The organism is Caulobacter sp. BK020, assembly GCF_004342605.1.
GTDB lineage: Bacteria > Pseudomonadota > Alphaproteobacteria > Caulobacterales > Caulobacteraceae > Caulobacter.
Genome location: NZ_SLZL01000008.1, coordinates 190,001 through 208,010 on the forward strand (window position 1 = coordinate 190,001; position 18,010 = coordinate 208,010).

General features: G+C 68.7%; 17 protein-coding genes. 13 read left to right on the plus strand and 4 right to left on the minus strand.

The annotated features are described in order from the left end of the window. Positions 1-117: 117 nt before the first annotated feature. Entirely contained in the window at positions 118-558 is a 441-nt protein-coding gene (locus EV278_RS12245; protein WP_132091402.1) for an Rrf2 family transcriptional regulator, read from the plus strand. Between the two features lie 70 nt (positions 559-628). Here the strand turns inward: EV278_RS12245 and EV278_RS12250 are convergent, their stop codons facing one another. Next, positions 629-1,060 (minus strand): CBS domain-containing protein, encoded by a 432-nt coding sequence (locus EV278_RS12250; protein WP_132091405.1) that lies wholly within the window; start codon positions 1,058-1,060, stop codon positions 629-631. A 235-nt stretch (positions 1,061-1,295) separates the two neighbouring features. Here EV278_RS12250 and hfaA point away from each other — a divergent pair, with 235 nt between their 5' ends. From hfaA to EV278_RS12300, 9 genes are all read left to right on the plus strand, one after another. Beyond that, positions 1,296-1,772, plus strand: coding sequence for a holdfast anchoring protein HfaA (hfaA, locus tag EV278_RS12255; protein WP_132091408.1), 477 nt, complete (start codon positions 1,296-1,298; stop codon positions 1,770-1,772). Continuing rightward, the gene (hfaB, locus tag EV278_RS12260; RefSeq protein WP_132091411.1) at positions 1,762-2,775 is read left to right on the plus strand and encodes a holdfast anchoring protein HfaB; all 1,014 of its coding nucleotides are present in this window, start codon (positions 1,762-1,764) and stop codon (positions 2,773-2,775) included. Before hfaA ends, hfaB begins: the two co-directional genes overlap by 11 nt. Then, positions 2,741-3,931 (plus strand): holdfast anchor protein HfaD, encoded by a 1,191-nt coding sequence (hfaD, locus tag EV278_RS12265; protein ID WP_132091570.1) that lies wholly within the window; start codon positions 2,741-2,743, stop codon positions 3,929-3,931. The genes hfaB and hfaD overlap by 35 nt, the downstream gene beginning before the upstream one ends. Positions 3,932-5,050: 1,119 nt before the next feature. Further along, positions 5,051-6,202, plus strand: coding sequence for a hypothetical protein (locus EV278_RS12270; RefSeq protein WP_132091414.1), 1,152 nt, complete (start codon positions 5,051-5,053; stop codon positions 6,200-6,202). Positions 6,203-6,480: 278 nt separating this feature from the next. Then, positions 6,481-9,405 (plus strand): M16 family metallopeptidase, encoded by a 2,925-nt coding sequence (locus EV278_RS12275; RefSeq protein WP_132091417.1) that lies wholly within the window; start codon positions 6,481-6,483, stop codon positions 9,403-9,405. A gap of 354 nt (positions 9,406-9,759) precedes the next feature. Continuing rightward, entirely contained in the window at positions 9,760-10,734 is a 975-nt protein-coding gene (locus EV278_RS12285) for a LysR substrate-binding domain-containing protein (protein WP_132091423.1), read from the plus strand. Between the two features lie 51 nt (positions 10,735-10,785). Next, on the plus strand, positions 10,786-10,995 hold the full coding sequence (locus EV278_RS12290; RefSeq protein ID WP_089924627.1) for a DUF3126 family protein: 210 nt from the start codon (positions 10,786-10,788) through the stop codon (positions 10,993-10,995). A gap of 69 nt (positions 10,996-11,064) precedes the next feature. Continuing rightward, the gene (locus tag EV278_RS12295) at positions 11,065-11,349 is read left to right on the plus strand and encodes a type II toxin-antitoxin system Phd/YefM family antitoxin (protein WP_132091426.1); all 285 of its coding nucleotides are present in this window, start codon (positions 11,065-11,067) and stop codon (positions 11,347-11,349) included. Continuing rightward, complete coding sequence (locus EV278_RS12300; RefSeq protein ID WP_207905481.1) at positions 11,349-11,771, plus strand: type II toxin-antitoxin system VapC family toxin; 423 nt, start codon at positions 11,349-11,351, stop codon at positions 11,769-11,771. Before EV278_RS12295 ends, EV278_RS12300 begins: the two co-directional genes overlap by 1 nt. Here the strand turns inward: EV278_RS12300 and EV278_RS12305 are convergent, their stop codons facing one another. Then, positions 11,772-13,043, minus strand: coding sequence for an MFS transporter (locus EV278_RS12305; protein ID WP_132091432.1), 1,272 nt, complete (start codon positions 13,041-13,043; stop codon positions 11,772-11,774). It abuts the gene before it with no gap. Between the two features lie 70 nt (positions 13,044-13,113). On the opposite strand from EV278_RS12305, the gene EV278_RS12310 reads away from it, so the two are divergent. Genes EV278_RS12310 through EV278_RS12320 form a run of 3 tightly spaced genes read left to right on the plus strand, consistent with a single transcriptional unit; the run spans position 13,114 to position 14,729 of the window. Further along, positions 13,114-13,752 (plus strand): TetR/AcrR family transcriptional regulator, encoded by a 639-nt coding sequence (locus tag EV278_RS12310; protein ID WP_132091435.1) that lies wholly within the window; start codon positions 13,114-13,116, stop codon positions 13,750-13,752. Positions 13,753-13,770: 18 nt separating this feature from the next. Beyond that, positions 13,771-14,046 (plus strand): hypothetical protein, encoded by a 276-nt coding sequence (locus EV278_RS12315; RefSeq protein WP_132091438.1) that lies wholly within the window; start codon positions 13,771-13,773, stop codon positions 14,044-14,046. Continuing rightward, a complete protein-coding gene (locus EV278_RS12320) occupies positions 14,043-14,729 on the plus strand; it encodes a GNAT family N-acetyltransferase (protein ID WP_132091441.1) in 687 nt (228 codons plus the stop codon). Before EV278_RS12315 ends, EV278_RS12320 begins: the two co-directional genes overlap by 4 nt. 198 nt (positions 14,730-14,927) lie before the next feature. Here EV278_RS12320 and EV278_RS12325 read toward each other — a convergent pair whose 3' ends face one another. Both EV278_RS12325 and EV278_RS12330 read right to left on the minus strand, forming a co-directional pair. Then, a complete protein-coding gene (locus EV278_RS12325) occupies positions 14,928-16,916 on the minus strand; it encodes an oligopeptide transporter, OPT family (RefSeq protein ID WP_132091444.1) in 1,989 nt (662 codons plus the stop codon). Positions 16,917-17,100: 184 nt separating this feature from the next. Next, complete coding sequence (locus tag EV278_RS12330; RefSeq protein WP_132091447.1) at positions 17,101-17,886, minus strand: PhoH family protein; 786 nt, start codon at positions 17,884-17,886, stop codon at positions 17,101-17,103. Positions 17,887-18,010 lie beyond the last annotated feature (124 nt).

Genomic DNA, 18,010 nt, shown 5'->3' on the forward strand with positions numbered 1-18,010 from the left:
TCTGTGAATGGTTTTGGGCCGGCGCCCAGCCACGCCGCGCGATCTGTCGCGGCGACAGCGCTTGCGCCATCCCCTTCCCTGGCTTCATAGACCTCTACAAGAGGAGGCCCCGCGTCCATGTTGTCCCAGAAAGCGCGCTACGCCCTGCGCGCCATGATCGAACTGGCCCGTGAGAACGGACAGGTCACCGCCGGCGAACTGGCGATCCGCGCCGACGCGCCGCGCAAGTTCCTGGAGGCCATACTTCTTACACTGTCACGTCAGGGCCTGGTCACCAGCCGGCGGGGCAAGTTCGGCGGCTACCTGCTGGGGCGCGAGCCGGCCGCGATCAGCTTCGCCGAGATCATCCGCCTGGTCGACGGGCCGCTGGCCTTGACCCCTTGCGTCAGCCGCACGGCCTTTCGCCGTTGCGAGGACTGCCGCGACCTGGCGACCTGCGCGCTGCGCGAAGCCCTGCTGAGGGCTCGCGACGCCACGGCGACGGTTCTGGAGGGCTACAGCCTGGCCGACGCGGTGGCCGGCTCGGGCGCCGAACTGCTCGGCGAACCGGCGGCCTGATCCACGCTCTATATAGAGGCGCTATATGGAGCGTGGGCGAGCGACCGCCGCGGGCCGCCCGAACGCCGTCTCAGCCGGCGGCGATGTAGGCCTTCAGGCCTTCCGCCTCGGCCTGGGCCTCGCTGATCTTGTATTTCACCAGGTCGCCGATCGAGATGATGCCGGCCAGGCGCTTGCCCTTGCAGACCGGCAGGTGGCGGATCCGGCGATCGGTCATCCGGGCGAGCAAAGCGTCCACCGTCTCTTCCGGCTGGGCGAAGACCACGTCGCGGGTCATGCAGGTGGAGATAGGCTTGGACAGGGCGGCCGCCCCGCTCTCGGCGATCACCCGCACGATGTCGCGTTCGGACAGGATGCCGGCGATCGTCTCGTCCTCCTCGAGCACCACCATGGCCCCCACGCGCCGAGTGTGCAGAAGGGCCGCGGCCGCGCCCACCGTCTCGTGGGGCGAGGCGGTGAAGACCAGGTCGCCCTTGTCCTTCAGGATCTGAGAAACCAGCAAAGCTCATCCTCCCTGATACTTATTTCAGGCCAGGGTCTCGCAAAGCGGGCCCCTGATCAATGGGCTGGATCGCCCAGAGGCTGACGCGACCGCATTATTATGGCGCCCGTCAAAGTCGCCCTCGCGCCGGAGAACTTAACCAAATCGCGAGACCTTCGGCGTTAAACCCAACGCTGTCCGATATTGGCACGGGGGTTGCTAGCCGTCGGACGCGTCGGAGTTCACGAGGTTTCTGATGGCTGCGAACGAGAAGAATCTGCCGGGCGCCGGGCGCCCGCTGGCGATCAGCGTGGCCATTCTGGCCCTGGCCGCCGCCGCGACCGGCCTGGTGCTGTCCAGCCCGGCCGGGGCCCAGACCCTGGACACCAATTCCGCCGCGTTCAACGCCGGCTACGGCCGTGTGGCCGGTTCGGAGAACCATGTGGTCGAGTATTCGACCCGCGACGCCAACGGCAACCGCGTCATCGTTGATGGCGTCATGCTGACCGGCGCCGACCAGAGCGTCTATTCGTCCAGCCGGTCGTCGGGATCGCTGGACAGCTATTCGGGGGTCGGCAGCCTGGGGGGCTGGGGCAGTTCCACGGCGATCGGCAACAACCTGACGGTCGTCACCCAGGGCAACAACAACACGGTGATCGTCAACTCCAACCAGATCAACAACGGCAATATCAGCGCCGGAACGAACGTCGGGAAATCGGGAAATGGCCAGTAAGCGCCTCAACCTTCTGCTGGCCGGCGCCTGCGCCGTGCTCAGCGCCTGCGGCGGCGTCCCCAAGCCGATGATGGATGGCAACTACGCCACCCCGATCGGCGGGGCGCCGGTGACCGCCAACCCCACGCCCTACACCGCGGGCCTGGTCTGCCTGGCGCAGTACGCCCGCGCCAACCACGTGGTGGCGCCGCGCGTCGCCATCGGCCGCATCGCCGACTACACCGGCAAGGAGGAGTCCGACGGGTCGGGCCGCAAGGTCACCCAGGGCGCCTCGCTGCTGGCCATGACCGCCTTCGCCAAGGCCGGCATGCCGATGGTCGAGCGCTTCGACACCTCGGTGTCGGAGTACGAGCTGAAATACGCCAACAACAAGCTGATCTCCGACAACCCCAAGCCGGGCGCCGACGTGCCGGCCGAGTACCGCCGCATCCTGGCGGGCCAGGTGCCGGGCTCGGACTTCTACGTGGCCGGCGGCATCACCGAGCTGAACTACAACATCCGCTCGGCGGGCGTGGACGCCTATGCTGGCGACAAGGACACCGACGGGCTGAAGGGCAATTTCCGCCGGCGGGTGTTCGTGATGAACATCGCGCTGGACCTGCGCCTGATCAACACTCGCACGCTGGAGGTGGTCGACGTGATCTCCTACCAGAAGCAGGTGGTCGGCCGCGAGATCAGCGCCGGGGTCTTCGACTTCCTGAACGGCAACATCTTCGACATCTCGGCGGGCCGCGGCGCGCTGGAGCCGATGCAGCTGGCCGTGCGCTCGCTGATCGAGCGGGCCACCATCGAGATGAGCGCCAACCTCTACGGCATGCCGGGTCCGCAAAGCTGCATGCAGTACGACCCCTACGCCGCCAACACCGTCGGCGCGACCGGGGCCTTCGTGCCCGCCTACAACAACCTGGGAACCAACAATGCGCAGACCCGCGAAGACCCGTCTCGCTGGAACGATCGCAGCGATCCCAATGTGGGCGATGCTGGCCGTCGGGGCCGCTACTAGCCAGACGATCCCCGTCCAGGGCTCGAACGACCAGCTGAACCTCGGCAATGTGTTCGCCGACCAGACGCTGGACGTCGTCACCGCCGACGAGGGCGTCACCGCCACCACCACGGCCGGGGCCAACACCTTCGGCGCGACGGTGGTCGGCGCGGACGCCGGCCTGACCTCCAACCAGGTCAACCAGGGCGCCGTGACGGCGCACGGGGTGGTCAACGCCTCGGGCTCCATGGGCGAGTCGAGCAACATCACCACCACGGCGGTCGGCAACAGCGGCACGGGCACGGCGGCCTACGGGACGCTGAGCGGCTTCATGGTCCAGACCAACAGCGGCGCGGTCACCGCCCGCAGCCAGATCGAGGGCGAGGCCGCCCAGGCCGGCGACGTGATCGAGACCAGCCAGGCGGCCGGCAACAGCCAGGGCCTGCTGCTGGTCAACGGGTCGATGGGCGCGCGGGTCAGCCAGAACAACCAGGCCGACGTCGCCGCCGACGGCGGGGCGATCCTGCAGTACGTGGCCGGGACCGCGGTCGTGGCCGGCACGGCGGCGGGCAACAACATCGACCTGACCGGCGCCAACCAGTCGGCCGCTCGGGTCATCACCGACCAGAACAACGGCGCGGCCAATGTCACGGCCACCAAGTTCACGGCCTATGGCAACAGCTACCTGACCACGACGGCGGCGACGGCCTCGGGCAACAATCTGAACGCCGCCAACGAGGGCACGCTGCTGGACGTGGCCAGCCACCAGTACAACACCGCCTATGTGCGAGCCCAGGCCGAGGGGACCTCCTACGAGTTCGGCGGCGCCCAGGCCACGGCCTATGGCGTCGGCAACTCGGCCATGGCCAGCAACGCCAACGGCCCGGGCCTGGTGCTGGACAACGTCCAGGTCAACGACGGCGGCGGGGTCGAGGTGATCGCCAGCTTCGAGGGCAATACCGGCTATGACGCCGGGGCCAGCGCCACGGCGATCGGCAACGCGGTCAGCGGCTACGCCTGCAACCTGTGCAGCGGCACGATGAGCGCCACCAACAGCCAGTCCAACAATGTCGACGTCAGCGCCCGCTCGACCGTGACCGTCCGCAATTCGGGCCGCGCGGTCGTGGGGATCTCGACCGCCACCGGCAACAACGCGACGTTCTCGGTGACGAACTAGGGGGCGGGCGCCGCAAGACCCCCTCCGTCCCCTTCGGGGCCACCTCCCCCAGAGGGGGAGGATCTGGTCGGCGGTCGCCGCACCGAATAGATGCTCCCCCTCTGGGGGAGCTGTCGGCCCTCCGGACCGGCCTTTGGCCGGCCGCAGGATAAACTCCGCCGACTGAGGCGGCCTTGCGCGCGGCCGGGGACAGGCGGCATGCGCCTGTCCCCAATCGTGGTCACGACTTGGCCGCCTCACGCGGAAGCCCGCTGAGCTTGCTGGGAAGGGTGCGAAGCGCCCGGGCCTCGCCCGGATGATTTGCAGTTGTAAATACCGTTTCGACGAAGTTCGAGCGCTTCGCGTGGAGCCGTTATCCGGAAGCCTTCGGGTCGCGGATTTTTAACCCGCTCCGATGGAGGCCCCCGACGGGCAGGACGTTGGCGCGTCCTGGACCGCCCGGGCGATTTCAGCCCGGGCCTGCTGGCTCCATCCGCCTGTCCCGGACGCCGAAGCTTCGTCGCGACTGAGGCGAACCTGCTCCGGACCGATCCGGGATGCTTCCGAAGAAGCGCGGCGGACAAGGCCTACCCGCTCGTCCACCCCCGAAGGCCGCATCGGTCGCCGTACGTGCGCCCTCCCCGTGCTCTCAGGTGAGATCAGGATAAGGCCGCCTGGCAAGGTGAGGACGAAAACGGGTCGAAAAAGTTCAGGGCATTGAAAATGCTTGGGTTCATGACCGATGGCCCGGGGATAGCCCCCGTTTGTGGCATGCTCCCAAAGCTGGGACACGCGCTTGGGGACAGGCGCATGCGCCTGTCCCCAGTCCGAGCATCGGACCCACCGTCGGGCCGTCTTCAATCCAGAACGACGCGCCAATGCCAGGCTCGGCGGATCAAGATAGAGCCTATCGCGCCTTGCCGTGAGTGCGCGTCCCCGGTTTCGGCGCTGGCCTCGTGGACCTCCCGACCTCGACTAAAAATTAGAACAAAGATAGAACAATCTGCGTCCGTATCTGACGCACCGATCCTCCAAATTGAAACCATCCGTTGCGGGCCAGACGTCGGGATCAACCGGCCAAGGACGCGGCGGTGCTGCATTTTTAGCGGCTATATTTTTGAAATATTTGGAGAATTTGAAATGACCAACTATGTCTTCGCCGACGATTATCGTCTGCCCGGCGACCCCGACGACACCCTCAGCTTCCAGCGCGCCTTCGCCGCCTCGAACGAGGTCCGCATGCTGGCGAAAACCTACCTCGTCAGCGGTCCGGTCACGTTCCCGCGGGGCGGAACCGCGCTGAAGGGCTGCGGGATCGGCGTGACCTTCCTGCGGTCCACCGCGGCCAACCAGCCGGTGATCCTGATCCCGGCGGCCACCGACTACGTCACGATGATGGACTTCACCGTCGACCACCTGGGCGTCACGGCCGTGGCGGGCGGCGACGGGATCAAGCTGCAGGTGGCGGCCAACTACAGCTGGGACAACGGCGTCATCACCAACGTCCGGGCCAATTCCAACCATATCGGCTGGAACCTGGGCATGACCGCCTACACCACCCTGGTCAACTGCGGCGCGGCCAAGAACCTCTCGCACGGGTTCAGCTTCACCGCCAATCCGGACTACGCGACCAACCCGCTGCAGTACTACCTGACCAAGTGCACGGCCACGCAGAACCAGGGCAACGGCTACCACTACGCCGTCCAGCATGGCGCCCAGCAGACCGGGAACGTCACCACCTCGGTCGGCGCGCTGGAAAACTGCGTCACCTGGGCCAATCTCGGTCACGGCGTGAGTGCAGTGGGTCTGCAGACCAACCCCATCGCCAGCATCCGCATCGACGGCGGCTTCTATGGCGAGGACAGCGGTCACGGGATCTATCTGGACACCTGGGGCGCCCAGCACCTGATCAAGCCGGGCTTCATCGAGCTGTCCGGTTTGTGCGGCATCTACCTGTCCGACCACAACAGCGAGGTGCAGGTGGGGCCGAGCATCGTCGTCAACAACGGGGAGGACGGCATCCTGGTCAACTGCCCTGACGTGACGATCACCGGCGGCCAGTTCATCGCCAACGGCCGGCTGCACCACGGCGGGCGGTCGAACGGCATCTACTTCTTCACGGGCGGTTCGGGCGTGGTCAGCGGCGTGCGGTCCAAGGCCTTCGGCGGCCAGCAGGACTGGGGCGTGGTGACGAACGCCAACGTGCTGCTGGTCGGCAACGACCTGCACGGCAACAACCTCGGCGCCCTGACCGGGGCGACCCACCCGAACTCGACGGGCAACCGCGTCTAGGCGGTCTCCGGAGGCGCCCGGGAGGTCTTCCCGGGCGCCGATTGAGGTAGTTTGCTGTCGCCGCGGCCTTCGTAAGGCCGCCCCCAAGTTCCCTTGTATCTGGATCACGCCTTCGAGCCGCGATCCAGATACAAGGGAACAGGGGGCGGACGGATCAAGCGCCCAGCATCGCAACGCCGACGTCGAAGCGTGGCCGTTCCGCCCCACCGACGCCTTGCTTGCGCCACGCGCTTTGGCCAAGGTGCGCGACCGTCCAACGCTCCACTTCAAGGTCGCACATGATCCGCGTTTCGCGCCTGGCGCTCGTTCTCTCGGCCGGGCTCAGCCTCTCCGCCTGTGCGACCCTGTTCCACCCCAAGCCCGGCCCAAGCGACAAGGCCGCGCCGCCGTCGTCGGCCTCCAAGGCCCCCGCGACGCCCGCCAGGACCTCGGGCGCGCCGACCATCGACCTGGTCAAGCCCGGCCAGTGGCCGCAGGCGGTGTCGGACGTCGCGCCCGATCCGCGCGTGCGGTTCGGCGTGCTGCCCAACGGCCTGCGCTACGCGATCCAGAAGAACGCCACCCCGCCCGGCCAGGCCGCCCTGCGGCTGTGGTTCGACGCCGGCTCGCTGGACGAGACCGACGAGCAGCAGGGCCTGGCCCACTTCCTCGAGCACATGGCGTTCAACGGCAGCAAGAACGTCCCCGAAGGCGAGATGACCAAGATCCTCGAGCGCCACGGCCTGGCGTTCGGCGCCGACACCAACGCCTCGACCAATTTCAGCGAGACCACCTACCAGCTGGACCTGCCCAAGACCGACGACGACACGGTCGACACCTCGCTGATGCTGCTGCGCGAGGCGGCTGGCGAGCTGACCATCGCCCCCGACGCCGTCGATCGCGAGCGCGGCGTGGTGCTGTCGGAGGAGCGCACCCGCGACAGCCCCGGCTACCGCACCTTCGTCAACACGTTCGGCTTCCAGCTGCAGGGCCAGCGGCCGCCGCAGCGCCTGCCGATCGGCAAGACCGAGATCCTGAAGGCCGCCCCGGCTCAGCGCATCCGCGACTTCTACCAGGCCTGGTACCGGCCCGAGAACGCCGTGGTGGTGGCCGTGGGCGACTTCGACGTCGACGCCATGGAGGCCAAGATCAAGGCCCAGTTCGGCGACTGGAAGGCCGTCGGCCCGGCCGGCGTCAGGCCGGACCTGGGGCCGGTGGCCAAGCGCGGCCTGACCGCCAAGGTGCTGGTCGAGCCGGGGGCCCAGACCTCGGTCCAGATCGCCTGGGTCCTGCCGCCCGACCTGGCGCTGGAAACCCGCGCCAAGGACAAGGAAGAGCTGGTCAAGGCCCTGGGCTTCGCGGTGCTGAACCGCCGGCTGCAGGTGCTGACCCGGTCGGACGCCCCGCCGTTCATCGTCGCCATGGCCATGCAGAACGACCAGGAGCACGCCGCCGACATCACCACCCTGGCCGCCACCGTCCAGCCGGGCCATTGGAACGAGGCGCTGACGGCGCTCGAACAGGAGCAGCGCCGCATCGTCCAGTACGGCGTACGCCAGGACGAGCTGGACCGCGAGATCGCCGCCATGCGGGCCGGCTTCGTGGCCGCCGCGGCCGGCGAGGCCACCCAGCGCACCACGGCCCTGGCCGGGGCCATCGTCGGCACGCTGGACGACCGCGAGATCGTCACCAGCCCGTCCCAGAACCTGGCGGTGTTCGACGAGGCCACCAAGAGCTTGAAGGCCGAGACGGTCTCGGCCCTGCTGAAGGCCCAGTTCGCCGGTTCCGGCCCGCTGATCACCATTCCGACCCCGACCGCAATCGACGGCGGGGAAAAGGCGGTGACCGACGTCTACGCCGCCTCGGCCAAGACCCCGGTCGCCGCCCCGGCCGCGCCGGGCGTCACCACCTGGCCCTATGCGACCTTCGGGGCGAAGGGACAGGTGGTCGAGCAGAAGGACGTCACCGACCTGGACACCGTCTTCGTGCGGTTCGCCAACGGCGTGCGGCTGACGGTCAAGCCGACCAAGTTCCGCGACGACCAGATCCTGGTGAAGGCGCGGATCGGCCACGGCCTGCTGGACCTGCCGGCCAACGCCCAGAGTCCGCTGTGGGCCGGCTCGGCCTATATCGAGGGCGGCCTCAAGCAGATCAGCACCCAGGACATGGAGCGGGTGCTGAACGGCAAGGTGTGGAACGCCGGCCTGGGGGTCGAGGACGACGCCTTCAGCCTGTCGGGCCGCACGCGTCCGGAGGACCTGGACACCGAGCTGCAGGTGCTGGCGGCCTACGCCACCGAGGGCGGCTGGCGGCCCGAGGCCTTCAACCGCATCAAGACCTATTACGGCACGATCCACGACCAGCTGGAGAGCACGCCCGGCGGGGTGATGAGCCGCGACCTGGGCGGGCTGCTGCATGGCGGCGACGGCCGCTGGACCTTCCCCAGCCGCCAGCAGATCGCCGGCGCCTCGCTGGACCAGCTGAAGGCTTCGCTGTCGGGCCCGCTGGCCGCCGACTCCATCGAGGTGGTGATCGTCGGCGACATCACGGTCGACAAGGCCGTGGCCGCGGTGGCCCAGACCTTCGGCGCCCTGCCGGCCCGCGCCGACACCCCCGCCCCGGCCGGGGCCGACAGGGTCCCCTTCCCCGCCCCGTCGCCGACTCCCGTCGTGCGCACCCACAAGGGCCGGGCCGACCAGGGCCAGCTGTTCATGGCCTGGAAGACCGACGACCTGTTCAGCGACCTGCAGCGAGCCCGCAATATCCAGATCCTGGCCCAGGTGATGCAACTGCGGCTGACCGACGAGCTGCGCGAGAAGCAGGGGGCGACCTATTCGCCCTCGGCCTCGTCGACCGCCACCGTCGCCTTCACCGGCTGGGGCTATCTGGCGGTCAGCGTCGAGACTCCGCCCGACAAGATCGACGGCGTGGCCGCCACCATCCGCCGGATCGCCGCCGACCTGCGCGACAAGCCGGTCACCGCCGACGAGCTTGACCGGGCCAAGAAGCCGCGCATCGACCAGATCGAGAAGGCCCGCGAGACCAACGAGTACTGGCTGGGAGTCCTGTCGGGCGCCCAGACCGACCCGCGCCTGCTGACCGCCACCCGCTCGGTGCTGGCCGGCCTGCAGCGGGTGACCGCCGCCGACATCCAGAAGGCGGCCCAGACCTTCCTGGGCGACGACAGGTCGTGGACGATGGTGGTCAAGCCGGAGGGGAAGTAGGGGCTGGCCAAAACCCCGCTCATGGCGAAAGCCGGGACCCAAGGAGCGCCTCAGGGCTCAGCCGGCGGCTCGCAACCGCGCAGGCCTCTATGGATGCTCGGCTTGGGTCCCGGCCTTCGCCGGGATGAGCGGAAGATTGGGGGCGCAGGCGGCCAGGCTCATTCGGTCCCGCCTCGCCTCCGCCTTCGGCCCGGCGACCAGTCCGTACCCCACCAGCCCCCACACCACCGCCACGGCCAGCCATTGGGCGAGGGTGACATGGTGAGGCTTGGTCGGCGTCATGTCGGCCTTATCGCCCTGGTTGCCTCGCCCCGAATAACGACTTATCAGCGGACATCTGTGAGGTTTCATCACATGGTCGCCCGCCCGCTCCCGCCGCTCAACGCCCTGCGCGCCTTCGAGGCCTTCGGCCGGCGCGGGCGGATGACCCTGGCCGCCGACGAGCTGTGCGTCACCCACGGGGCGATCAGCCGGCAGGTCCGCCAGCTGGAGGACCACCTGGGCGTGGCCCTGACCGAGGGCCCGCGCACCCGGCTGGTGCTGACCGAGGCGGGGCTTAAGCTGGCCCAGGGCCTGACCCGGGCCTTCGACCTGATCGACGACGCCCTGCCGCCGGCGGTCGACGAGCGCGACGCCGGCCTGGTGGTCTCGTGCCTGCCGACCTTCGCCATGAAGTGGCTGATCCCGCGCCTGCCGGACTTCGTGGCCGCCCATCCCGAGATCCCGGTGCGGATCGTGGAGTCCAACGGCCCGTTCGACTTCCGCGCCGACGGCGTCGACCTGGCCATCCGCATGCGCCTGCCGGGCGCCCCGCCCTTGCCCGACGCCGAGGTCACGCCGTTCCTCAAGCACGCCGTCGGCCCGGTGACCTCGCCCGGCCTGGCCGCCCAGGTCCGCGACCTGGAAAGCCTGGCCAAGCTGCCCCGGCTGCACACCCGCACCTTCCTGGAAAGCTGGGCCGAGTGGGAGGCGGCGGCCGGCGTGGTGCTGCCGCCGGCGACGGTGAACCGCGAGTTCGACCACTATTTCTACATGCTGGAGGCGGCCGCCGCGGGCCTGGGCGTGGCGCTCAGCCCCTTCGCGTTCGTCGAGAACGACCTGGCCGCCGGCCGGCTGGTCGCGCCGCTGGGCCTGGTCCCCGGTCAGGCCGAGGTCTGCGCCCTGACGCCCCGGGGCCGGGCCAGCCGCGCGGCCCGGCGGTTTCGCGACTGGCTGGTCGCCCAGGGCGCGGCGACCTCGCCGCCGCCGCCCGGTTTCGCGCCCGGTTCTCAACAGATGGTCGGGCCCGGCGCTGCAAACCCCCTTACACTTTCGCGTCCGGCCCTCTAGTTTCCGCCGATCCCCCGCGCCCCGCGCGCCCCATCGATATCAGGAGCCGTCATGGACGCCGCCACCATCGCCAAGCTCGAAGGCCATCTGAAGCGCACCTTCGGCAATCCGCACATCGCGCTGAAGGCCCGCCCCAAGCAAAAGGACTCCGCCGAGGTCGAGGTGAAGGGCGAGTTCATCGGCGTCATCTTCCAGGACGAGGACGAGGACGGCTCGTTCATGTTCGAGATGGCGATCCTGGCCGAGGATCTTGACGGCTAAAGCCCCCTCCGCTTGGCAAAAATGACCACTTTGACTATTTATAGGTTGAAGTGGTCATTGGAGGGCGTCATGCCCGATGGAACCTGGAGCCTGGCCGACGCGAAGGCCAAGCTGAGCGAAGTGGTCGAACGCGCCAAGACCCAGGGCCCGCAGCACCTGACCAAGAACGGCAAGGACGCCGCCGTGGTGTTGTCCGCCGAGGACTACCGAAGGCTCAGCGAGGCGGTCGAGACAAAGTCAAAGCGCAGTCTGCACGAGACGCTGTTCGACCCATCCATCCGTATGTTCACGGACGAGGAAGCCGATGAGCTTTTCGCCCGGGACAAGGATGTGGGACGGCCGATCGACTTTTGATGTTTCTGCTCGACACCAATATCGCGTCCGAAGCGACCAAGCTCTCGCCGCTGCCGGCGGTGATGAACTGGGTCGCCGCGCAGGCCCCGACCACCTTGCATCTCAGCGTCGTCAGCCTGGCTGAGATCCGCTACGGCATCGAGCTGCGCGCCGAGGGGCGGCGTCGGCGCGCCCTGGAAGCTTGGTATCCCGGAATGGTGGCGACCTTCAGGGATCGCATCCTCTCGATCGATCGCGATATCGCCGAGCTTTGGGGCGACCTGAGACGTCGGACGGATCTGGCTCGTCGCACTATTCCCATAATGGACGCCTTCCTGGCCGCCACGGCGCAGGTGCATGGCCTGACCCTGGTCACGCGCAACGTCCGCGACTTCGAGGTTTGGGGCGGACCGGTCTTCGACCCATGGTCCTTACCGGACTGATCAGATCGCCTCCCCCGCCACCGCAGCCGACCGACGCACCATCAGAGACGCCCCCGCCGCCAGCAGTCCCGCGACGCCGGCGATCACGAAGGCGTCCAGGTACTGCCCCGACTGGGCGCGGATCACGCCCGCGCCGATCGCCGCCGTCGCGGCGCCCAGCTGGTGGCCCGCCCCGATCCAGCCGAACACGATCGGCCCGTCGCGGTCGCCGAACGCCTCGGTGGCCAACCGCACGGTCGGCGGCACGGTGGCGATCCAGTCCAGCCCGTAGAACACCGCGAAGGCCGACAGGCTGATCACCGAGAAGTCCGAGAACGGCAGGTAGATCAGCGAGAGCCCGCGCAGGGCGTAGTACATGAACAGCAGCTTGCGTGGGTCGTAGCGGTCGGTCAGCCAGCCCGAGGCGGTGGTGCCGAACAGGTCGAACAGGCCCATCAGCGCCAGCAGGCCCGCGGCCTTGACCTCGGGCAGGCCCCGGTCGCCGCAGAAGGCGATCATGTGCACGCCGATCAGGCCGTTGGTGGTCAGGCCGCAGATGAAGAAGCCGCCGAACAGCAGCCAGAAGGTGCGCGTCCGGCTGGCCCGGTGCAGGGCGCCGAACGCGGCGGCCAGGGCGTTGGCGGCCGACCCCTTGGGCGGCGGGGTCCAGTCGTCCGGCGCGCCGAACGGGCGCTGGCCGATGGCGTCGGGGCTCTCGGGGATCAGCAACCAGCAGATCGGGGCCATGATCGCGGCGACGGCGGCCACGGTCAGCACCACCGGCCGCCAGCCGCCGTGGTCGGCGATCCAGGCCATGGCCGGCAGGAAGACCAGCGAGCCGGTCGCCGTCGCCGCGGTCAGCAGGCCCAGCATCAGGCCGCGCCGCTGGACGAACCAGCGGTTGACGATGGTCGCGCCCAGCACCATGGCCACCGCCCCGCTGCCGACGCCCGCCATCACGCCCCAGGTGGCCACATACTGCCAGCTCTGGGTCATGAAGGCCGACAAACCGGTCGAGACCGCCATCAAGAGCAGGGCCAGGCTGATCGTGCGGCGCACGCCGAACGACTGCATCAGCGCCGCCGCGAACGGTCCGGTCAGGCCGTAGAGGAAGATGCCCACACCGGCGGCCAGCGAGATCGCGCCCCGGTCCCAGTGGAAGGCCTTCTCCAGCGGCAGGATCAGGACGCCCGGCGCGGCCCTGAGGCCGGCGGCCGACAAGAGGGCGAGAAAGGTCGCTGCGGCCACGACGAAGGCGTAGCGGTTTCCGAAGAGGCGACGGAGCGTTTGCATGGTCGATGTAACCGATCGGTACGGGGTTGTCGCCCTGCATACGTACCGGTAAGTAACATCGTCAATAGCCATGACGAAGATCGACGAAAAAACCTCCGCCCCAAAACCGTTGGAAGGGCCCGAACACCTGGCTCCGTACAATCCGGGCGCCCGCGCGGCCGAACGGATCTTCGAGACGGCGCGCGACCTGTTCTATCGCGAGGGCATCCGGGCGGTGGGGGTCGACGAGATCGTCACCCGGGCCGGAGTGACCAAGCCCAGCCTCTATCGCAGCTTCAAGTCCAAGGACGAGCTGGTGGCCGCCGTGCTGCGCGAAGTCGAGGCCGGGTTCTGGGAACGGTTCGAGTCGGCCGAAACGGCGTTCCCCGACGATCCCAAGGCCCAGATGGTCGCCTATTTCGAGGGCTTGGCGGCGCGGTCGGGCGGGGCGGACTATCGCGGCTGCGCGTTGAGCAACGCCGTAGTCGAGTATCCGGACCGCGACCATGCCGGCCGGGCCGTGGCCCAGGGCCACAAGCAGGACCTGCGCGCCCGCCTGCGGGCCAAGGCCGCCGAGATGGGCGCGTCCGATCCCGGCGCATTGGGCGACGCGATGATGCTGCTGGTCGAGGGGGTGTTCACCTCCAGCCAGATGTTCGACGACGACGACAAGCCGGCCCTGGCCGTGGTCGGCGCGGTCAAGGCGCTGATCGCGGCCTATTGTCCTTAGGTCTGAGGGAGCGGGGGCATGAATGTGGACCGCAAGGCCGCTCTAAGGCGCATCGACGAAATCCGCCGGGTCCTGCTGGCCGACTGGGATCCGCTGAGCGTGGGAAGCAATCCGAAGCTGTCGGACGAATACGACTTCTGTCTGGGCAAGGTCCTCAAGGCAATCGATACAGGCGAAGCTGGGCGAGTCGTCGATCTGCTCGTCGAGATGGAGGACTATCTGGGCGTGGGACCGACCAACCGGGAGAGCCTGGCGCCCGTGGCCCGCCGGCTGTTGGAACTGCCTCGCACATGAACGCCCACCCGCTCGACCGTCCCGTCTGGTCGGCGTTCACCGGCCGCCAAGCGGACCTGGCGCTGCGCGACGGCGAGGCGCTGCGCGTCCATCCCGACTTCGGCCTGTTCGCCGCGACGGCCGACCATGCGCCCGAGACCCTGGCCGCCCTGGGCCGGCTGGTCCGCGCCCATCCCGGCGAGGTCGGGGTGGTGGAGCGGTTCGACCTTCCCCCGGTCCCGGGAACCCAGGTGACCAAGCGCGCGATCCTCCACCAGATGGTCGCCCAGACCCTGGCCCCGCCCAAGCCGGTGGATTTCGAGATCCAGCCCCTGGGCGACGCCGACTCGCCGCAGATGGTGGCCCTGGCCGCTCTGACCGCGCCGGGACCGTTCTTCTCGCGCACCCACGAGCTGGGCGAGTTCGTCGGGGTCAAGGTCGACGGACAACTCGCGGCCATGGCCGGCGAGCGCCTGCGGCCTGACGGCTTCACCGAGGTCAGCGCCGTCTGCGCCCACCCCGGCCATCGCGGCAAAGGCTATGCGGCGCGGCTGATGCTGCACGTGGCCGGCAAGATCGTCGAACGTGGGGAGACGCCCTTCCTGCACAGCTTCGCCGACAACGCCGGGGCCATCGCGCTGTACGAGGCGCTGGGGTTCCAGTTCCGGTGCGAGCAGGTGCTGACGGTGCTGGCCCCTCTTTAGCCCGCCCCCACAACCGCTCATCCCGGCGAAAGCCGGGACCCAAGCGGCTTTGGCGGTCCCCAGCTCTGAGCCTCGTCCGGATGCTCGGCTTGGGTCCCGGCTTTCGCCGGGATGAGCGAATCGTAGGAAGCCGGAAACAAAAAAGGACCCGGAGAGCCTTCGCCCTCCGGGTCCCTCGAAACGCTCGGGCCTGAACCCCTACGCCTCTATCTTGTTCGCCGACCGTCGCGCCCAGCCGTATAGCACCGCCACCACGACCGCCGCGGCGATCAGGGCGAAGATCATGCCCACGTGCTCGGACGGCGCGAAGGGAACCTCCAGCGGGCCGGGCTTCTGGGTGGCGACGATCAGGCCGGCCAGGGCGACGTTGAACAGGCTCTCGCCGACGATGAAGCCCGAGGCGATCAGCACGCCCAGGCGCTTGGCCGCCTCGCCCATCCGGTCCTTGTCGACCATCTTGTCGTAGACCCAGCCGATCACGGCCCCGACCACCACCGGCGCGGTCACGGCGCTGGGCAGGTAGATGGCCAGGCCCACGCCGAGCGGCGGAAGGCTGAAACGGCCATTGCTCGTCCGACGAAGGACGATGTCGACGATCACCAGGAGGAGGCCGATCAGGGCGCCGTAGCCCAGCAGGCTCCAGTTCAGGTCGCCGCCGATGACGCCCTTGGCCAGGGTCGAGATCAGGGTCGCCTGAGGGGCGTTCAGCGGCGTGGAGCCGGCCACCGTGCTGAGATTGGCCGCGCCGGCGAAGCCGTTCGACTGGTTCAGCAGCTCCAGCACGAACGGGATGACGATGGCGCCGGCCACGACGCCGATGACCAGGGCCACCTGCTGTTTCCACGGGGTGGCGTCGACCAGCTGACCGGTCTTCAGGTCCTGCAGGTTGTCGTTGGCCACGACGGCCACGGCCAGGACCATGGTGGTGACATAGAGGGCGTAGGCGACCAGGGCCTTGGCGATGTCCGGGCCGATCACCCCGCGGCCGACCACGCCGACCATCAGCGAGGCGCCCAGCACGGTCAGGATGGCGATGCCCGAGACCGGGCTGTTGGACGAGCCGATCAGGCCGGCCATGTAGCCGCAGACCGCCGCGGCCAGCAGGCCGGCGACCACGACGTAGCCGATGCCGATAGCCACCAAGGGGGCGGCCAGGCTGGTGATCGGACCGCCGGTCAGGAAGTGGGCCAGGAACCAGCCGGCCGGAGCCAGCAGCAGCAGCGACACCAGGCCGACCACGCTGATCGGGATGTCCTGTTCGGTGCGGGGGATGTCCGAGCCGCCGGCCTTGCGGGTCTTGTTGGCCTCGAAGGCCGAGATCAGGCCCGACCAGATCGGCAGGGCCAGCTTGCCCAGGGTCCAGATAGCGGCGGCGCCGATGACGCCCGCGCCCATGAATCGCACCTCGGTGCGCCAGATGGTCAGGGCGTGTTCGGCCACGGCGGCGCCCGGCATCGGGTGCAGGCTGGTCATCACCGGCACCAGCACGCCCCAGGCGATGGCCAGGCCGGCGAACATGGCCACGCCCACGGTGATCCCCATCAGATGGCCCGCGCCCATCAGGGCCAGCGAGCTGGAGGCGCCCAGGCCGGTGGCGCCGGCCCCCGCCTTGAAATAGCCCGCCACCTCGGCGGCGAAGATCTTGGCGGCGGCCAGGGCGGCGAACAGGGCCGAGGCGACGGTGCCCAGCACTACGGCGACCAGGCCGGCCTGGCCCTCGGCGGCGCCGGCCCGCGAGCCGGTGCCGACCTTCAGCACCTCGGCGGCGGCGACGCCTTCGGGATAGGGCAGGTCGGAATTGGTCACCAGGGCCCGGCGCAGGGGAATGGTGTACATCACCCCCAGGATCCCGCCGACCAGGCAGGCGCCGAACGTGGTCAGGAACGGCACGTGGCTCCACCAGCCGATCATCAGCAGGCCCGGCAGCACGAAGATCACCGACGACAGCGTCCCCGCCGCCGAGGCGATGGTCTGGACGATGTTGTTTTCCTGGATCGTCGCGGTCTTGAACGCGCGCAGCAGGGCCATCGAGATCACGGCCGCTGGGATCGAGGTGGCGAAGGTCAGGCCCACCTTCAGGCCCAGATAGACCTGGGCGGCGGTGAAGACCAGGGTGATGAGGATGCCGAGGAGCACCCCTCGGATCGTGAACTCCGAACGGGGAGTCGCGGCGGCGTCGGACGACATGCAGGGTCCCAAAACAGTTAAGGCGGCCGGACCTTGCACGTCCGACCGCCCCAAACTCAAGTCTTGTTCCGCATTTCGGCGATTTCCGGGTCGCGGCGACCCTTGAAATCGCCCCTCGCGGGAACGGTTAGAGCACGATAGCCGAAAGTGGATGCCGGTTTCGGCGGCCATCGTGCTCCAAGTATCAGAGCACGCCCAGCATCTCGGCCACCAGCGGGTGGCGGACGATGTCGCGGTCGGCCAGGCGGACCACCGCGATGTTCTCGACCGGCTCGAACTTGGCCGAGACCTCGGCCAGGCCGGAAATGCCCGGCAGCAGGTCGGACTGGTTCGGGTCGCCCGTCACCACCATGGTCGAGTTCCAGCCGAGGCGGGTCAGCAGCATCTTCAGCTGCATGTAGGTGCAGTTCTGGGCCTCGTCGATCACCACGAAGGCGTTGTTCAGGGTGCGGCCGCGCATGAAGCCGACCGGGGCGATCTCGATGGCGCCCTCGGCCATCAGGGCCCGCATGCGCTTGACCGACAGCCGGTCGCTGAGCGCGTCGTAGAGCGGCCGCAGATAGGGGGCCAGCTTGTCCTCCATGTCGCCCGGCAGGTAGCCGATCGACTCGCCGGCCTCGACGGCGGGGCGCGACAGTACGATGCGGCCGACCTTGCCGGCCTCGAGCGCCTCAACGGCCTTGGCGATGGCGATGTAGGTCTTGCCGGTGCCGGCCGGGCCCAGCGCCATGATCAGGTTCTTGTCGTCGATCGCCTCCATCAGGGTCGCCTGACCCGGCGATTTGGGTTTGATCGTTTTGAGATAACTCTGGTCCCGATCCTCATGCCCCGGATTGCCCAGCGGCGACCAAGCTTGACGATGCTCCACCGGCAGGCGACGCACCTTGGCGTCGTCGTCGTAACGGCCGGCGTCGTTCGCGCCTTCGCGCACCATCCGCTTGAGAGCTCGCTTGGTCATGTAAGCCTCCATTCAGGCATGAAAAAAGGACGTGGCCGGGTGGCGACGTCCTTGGAGCAGGTGGGGAGGAGAAAAACGGAAACGCGAGCGCGGCCGGGCGGTTCGGAGCTTGCCCCCGAAGGCGGTAATGAACGCC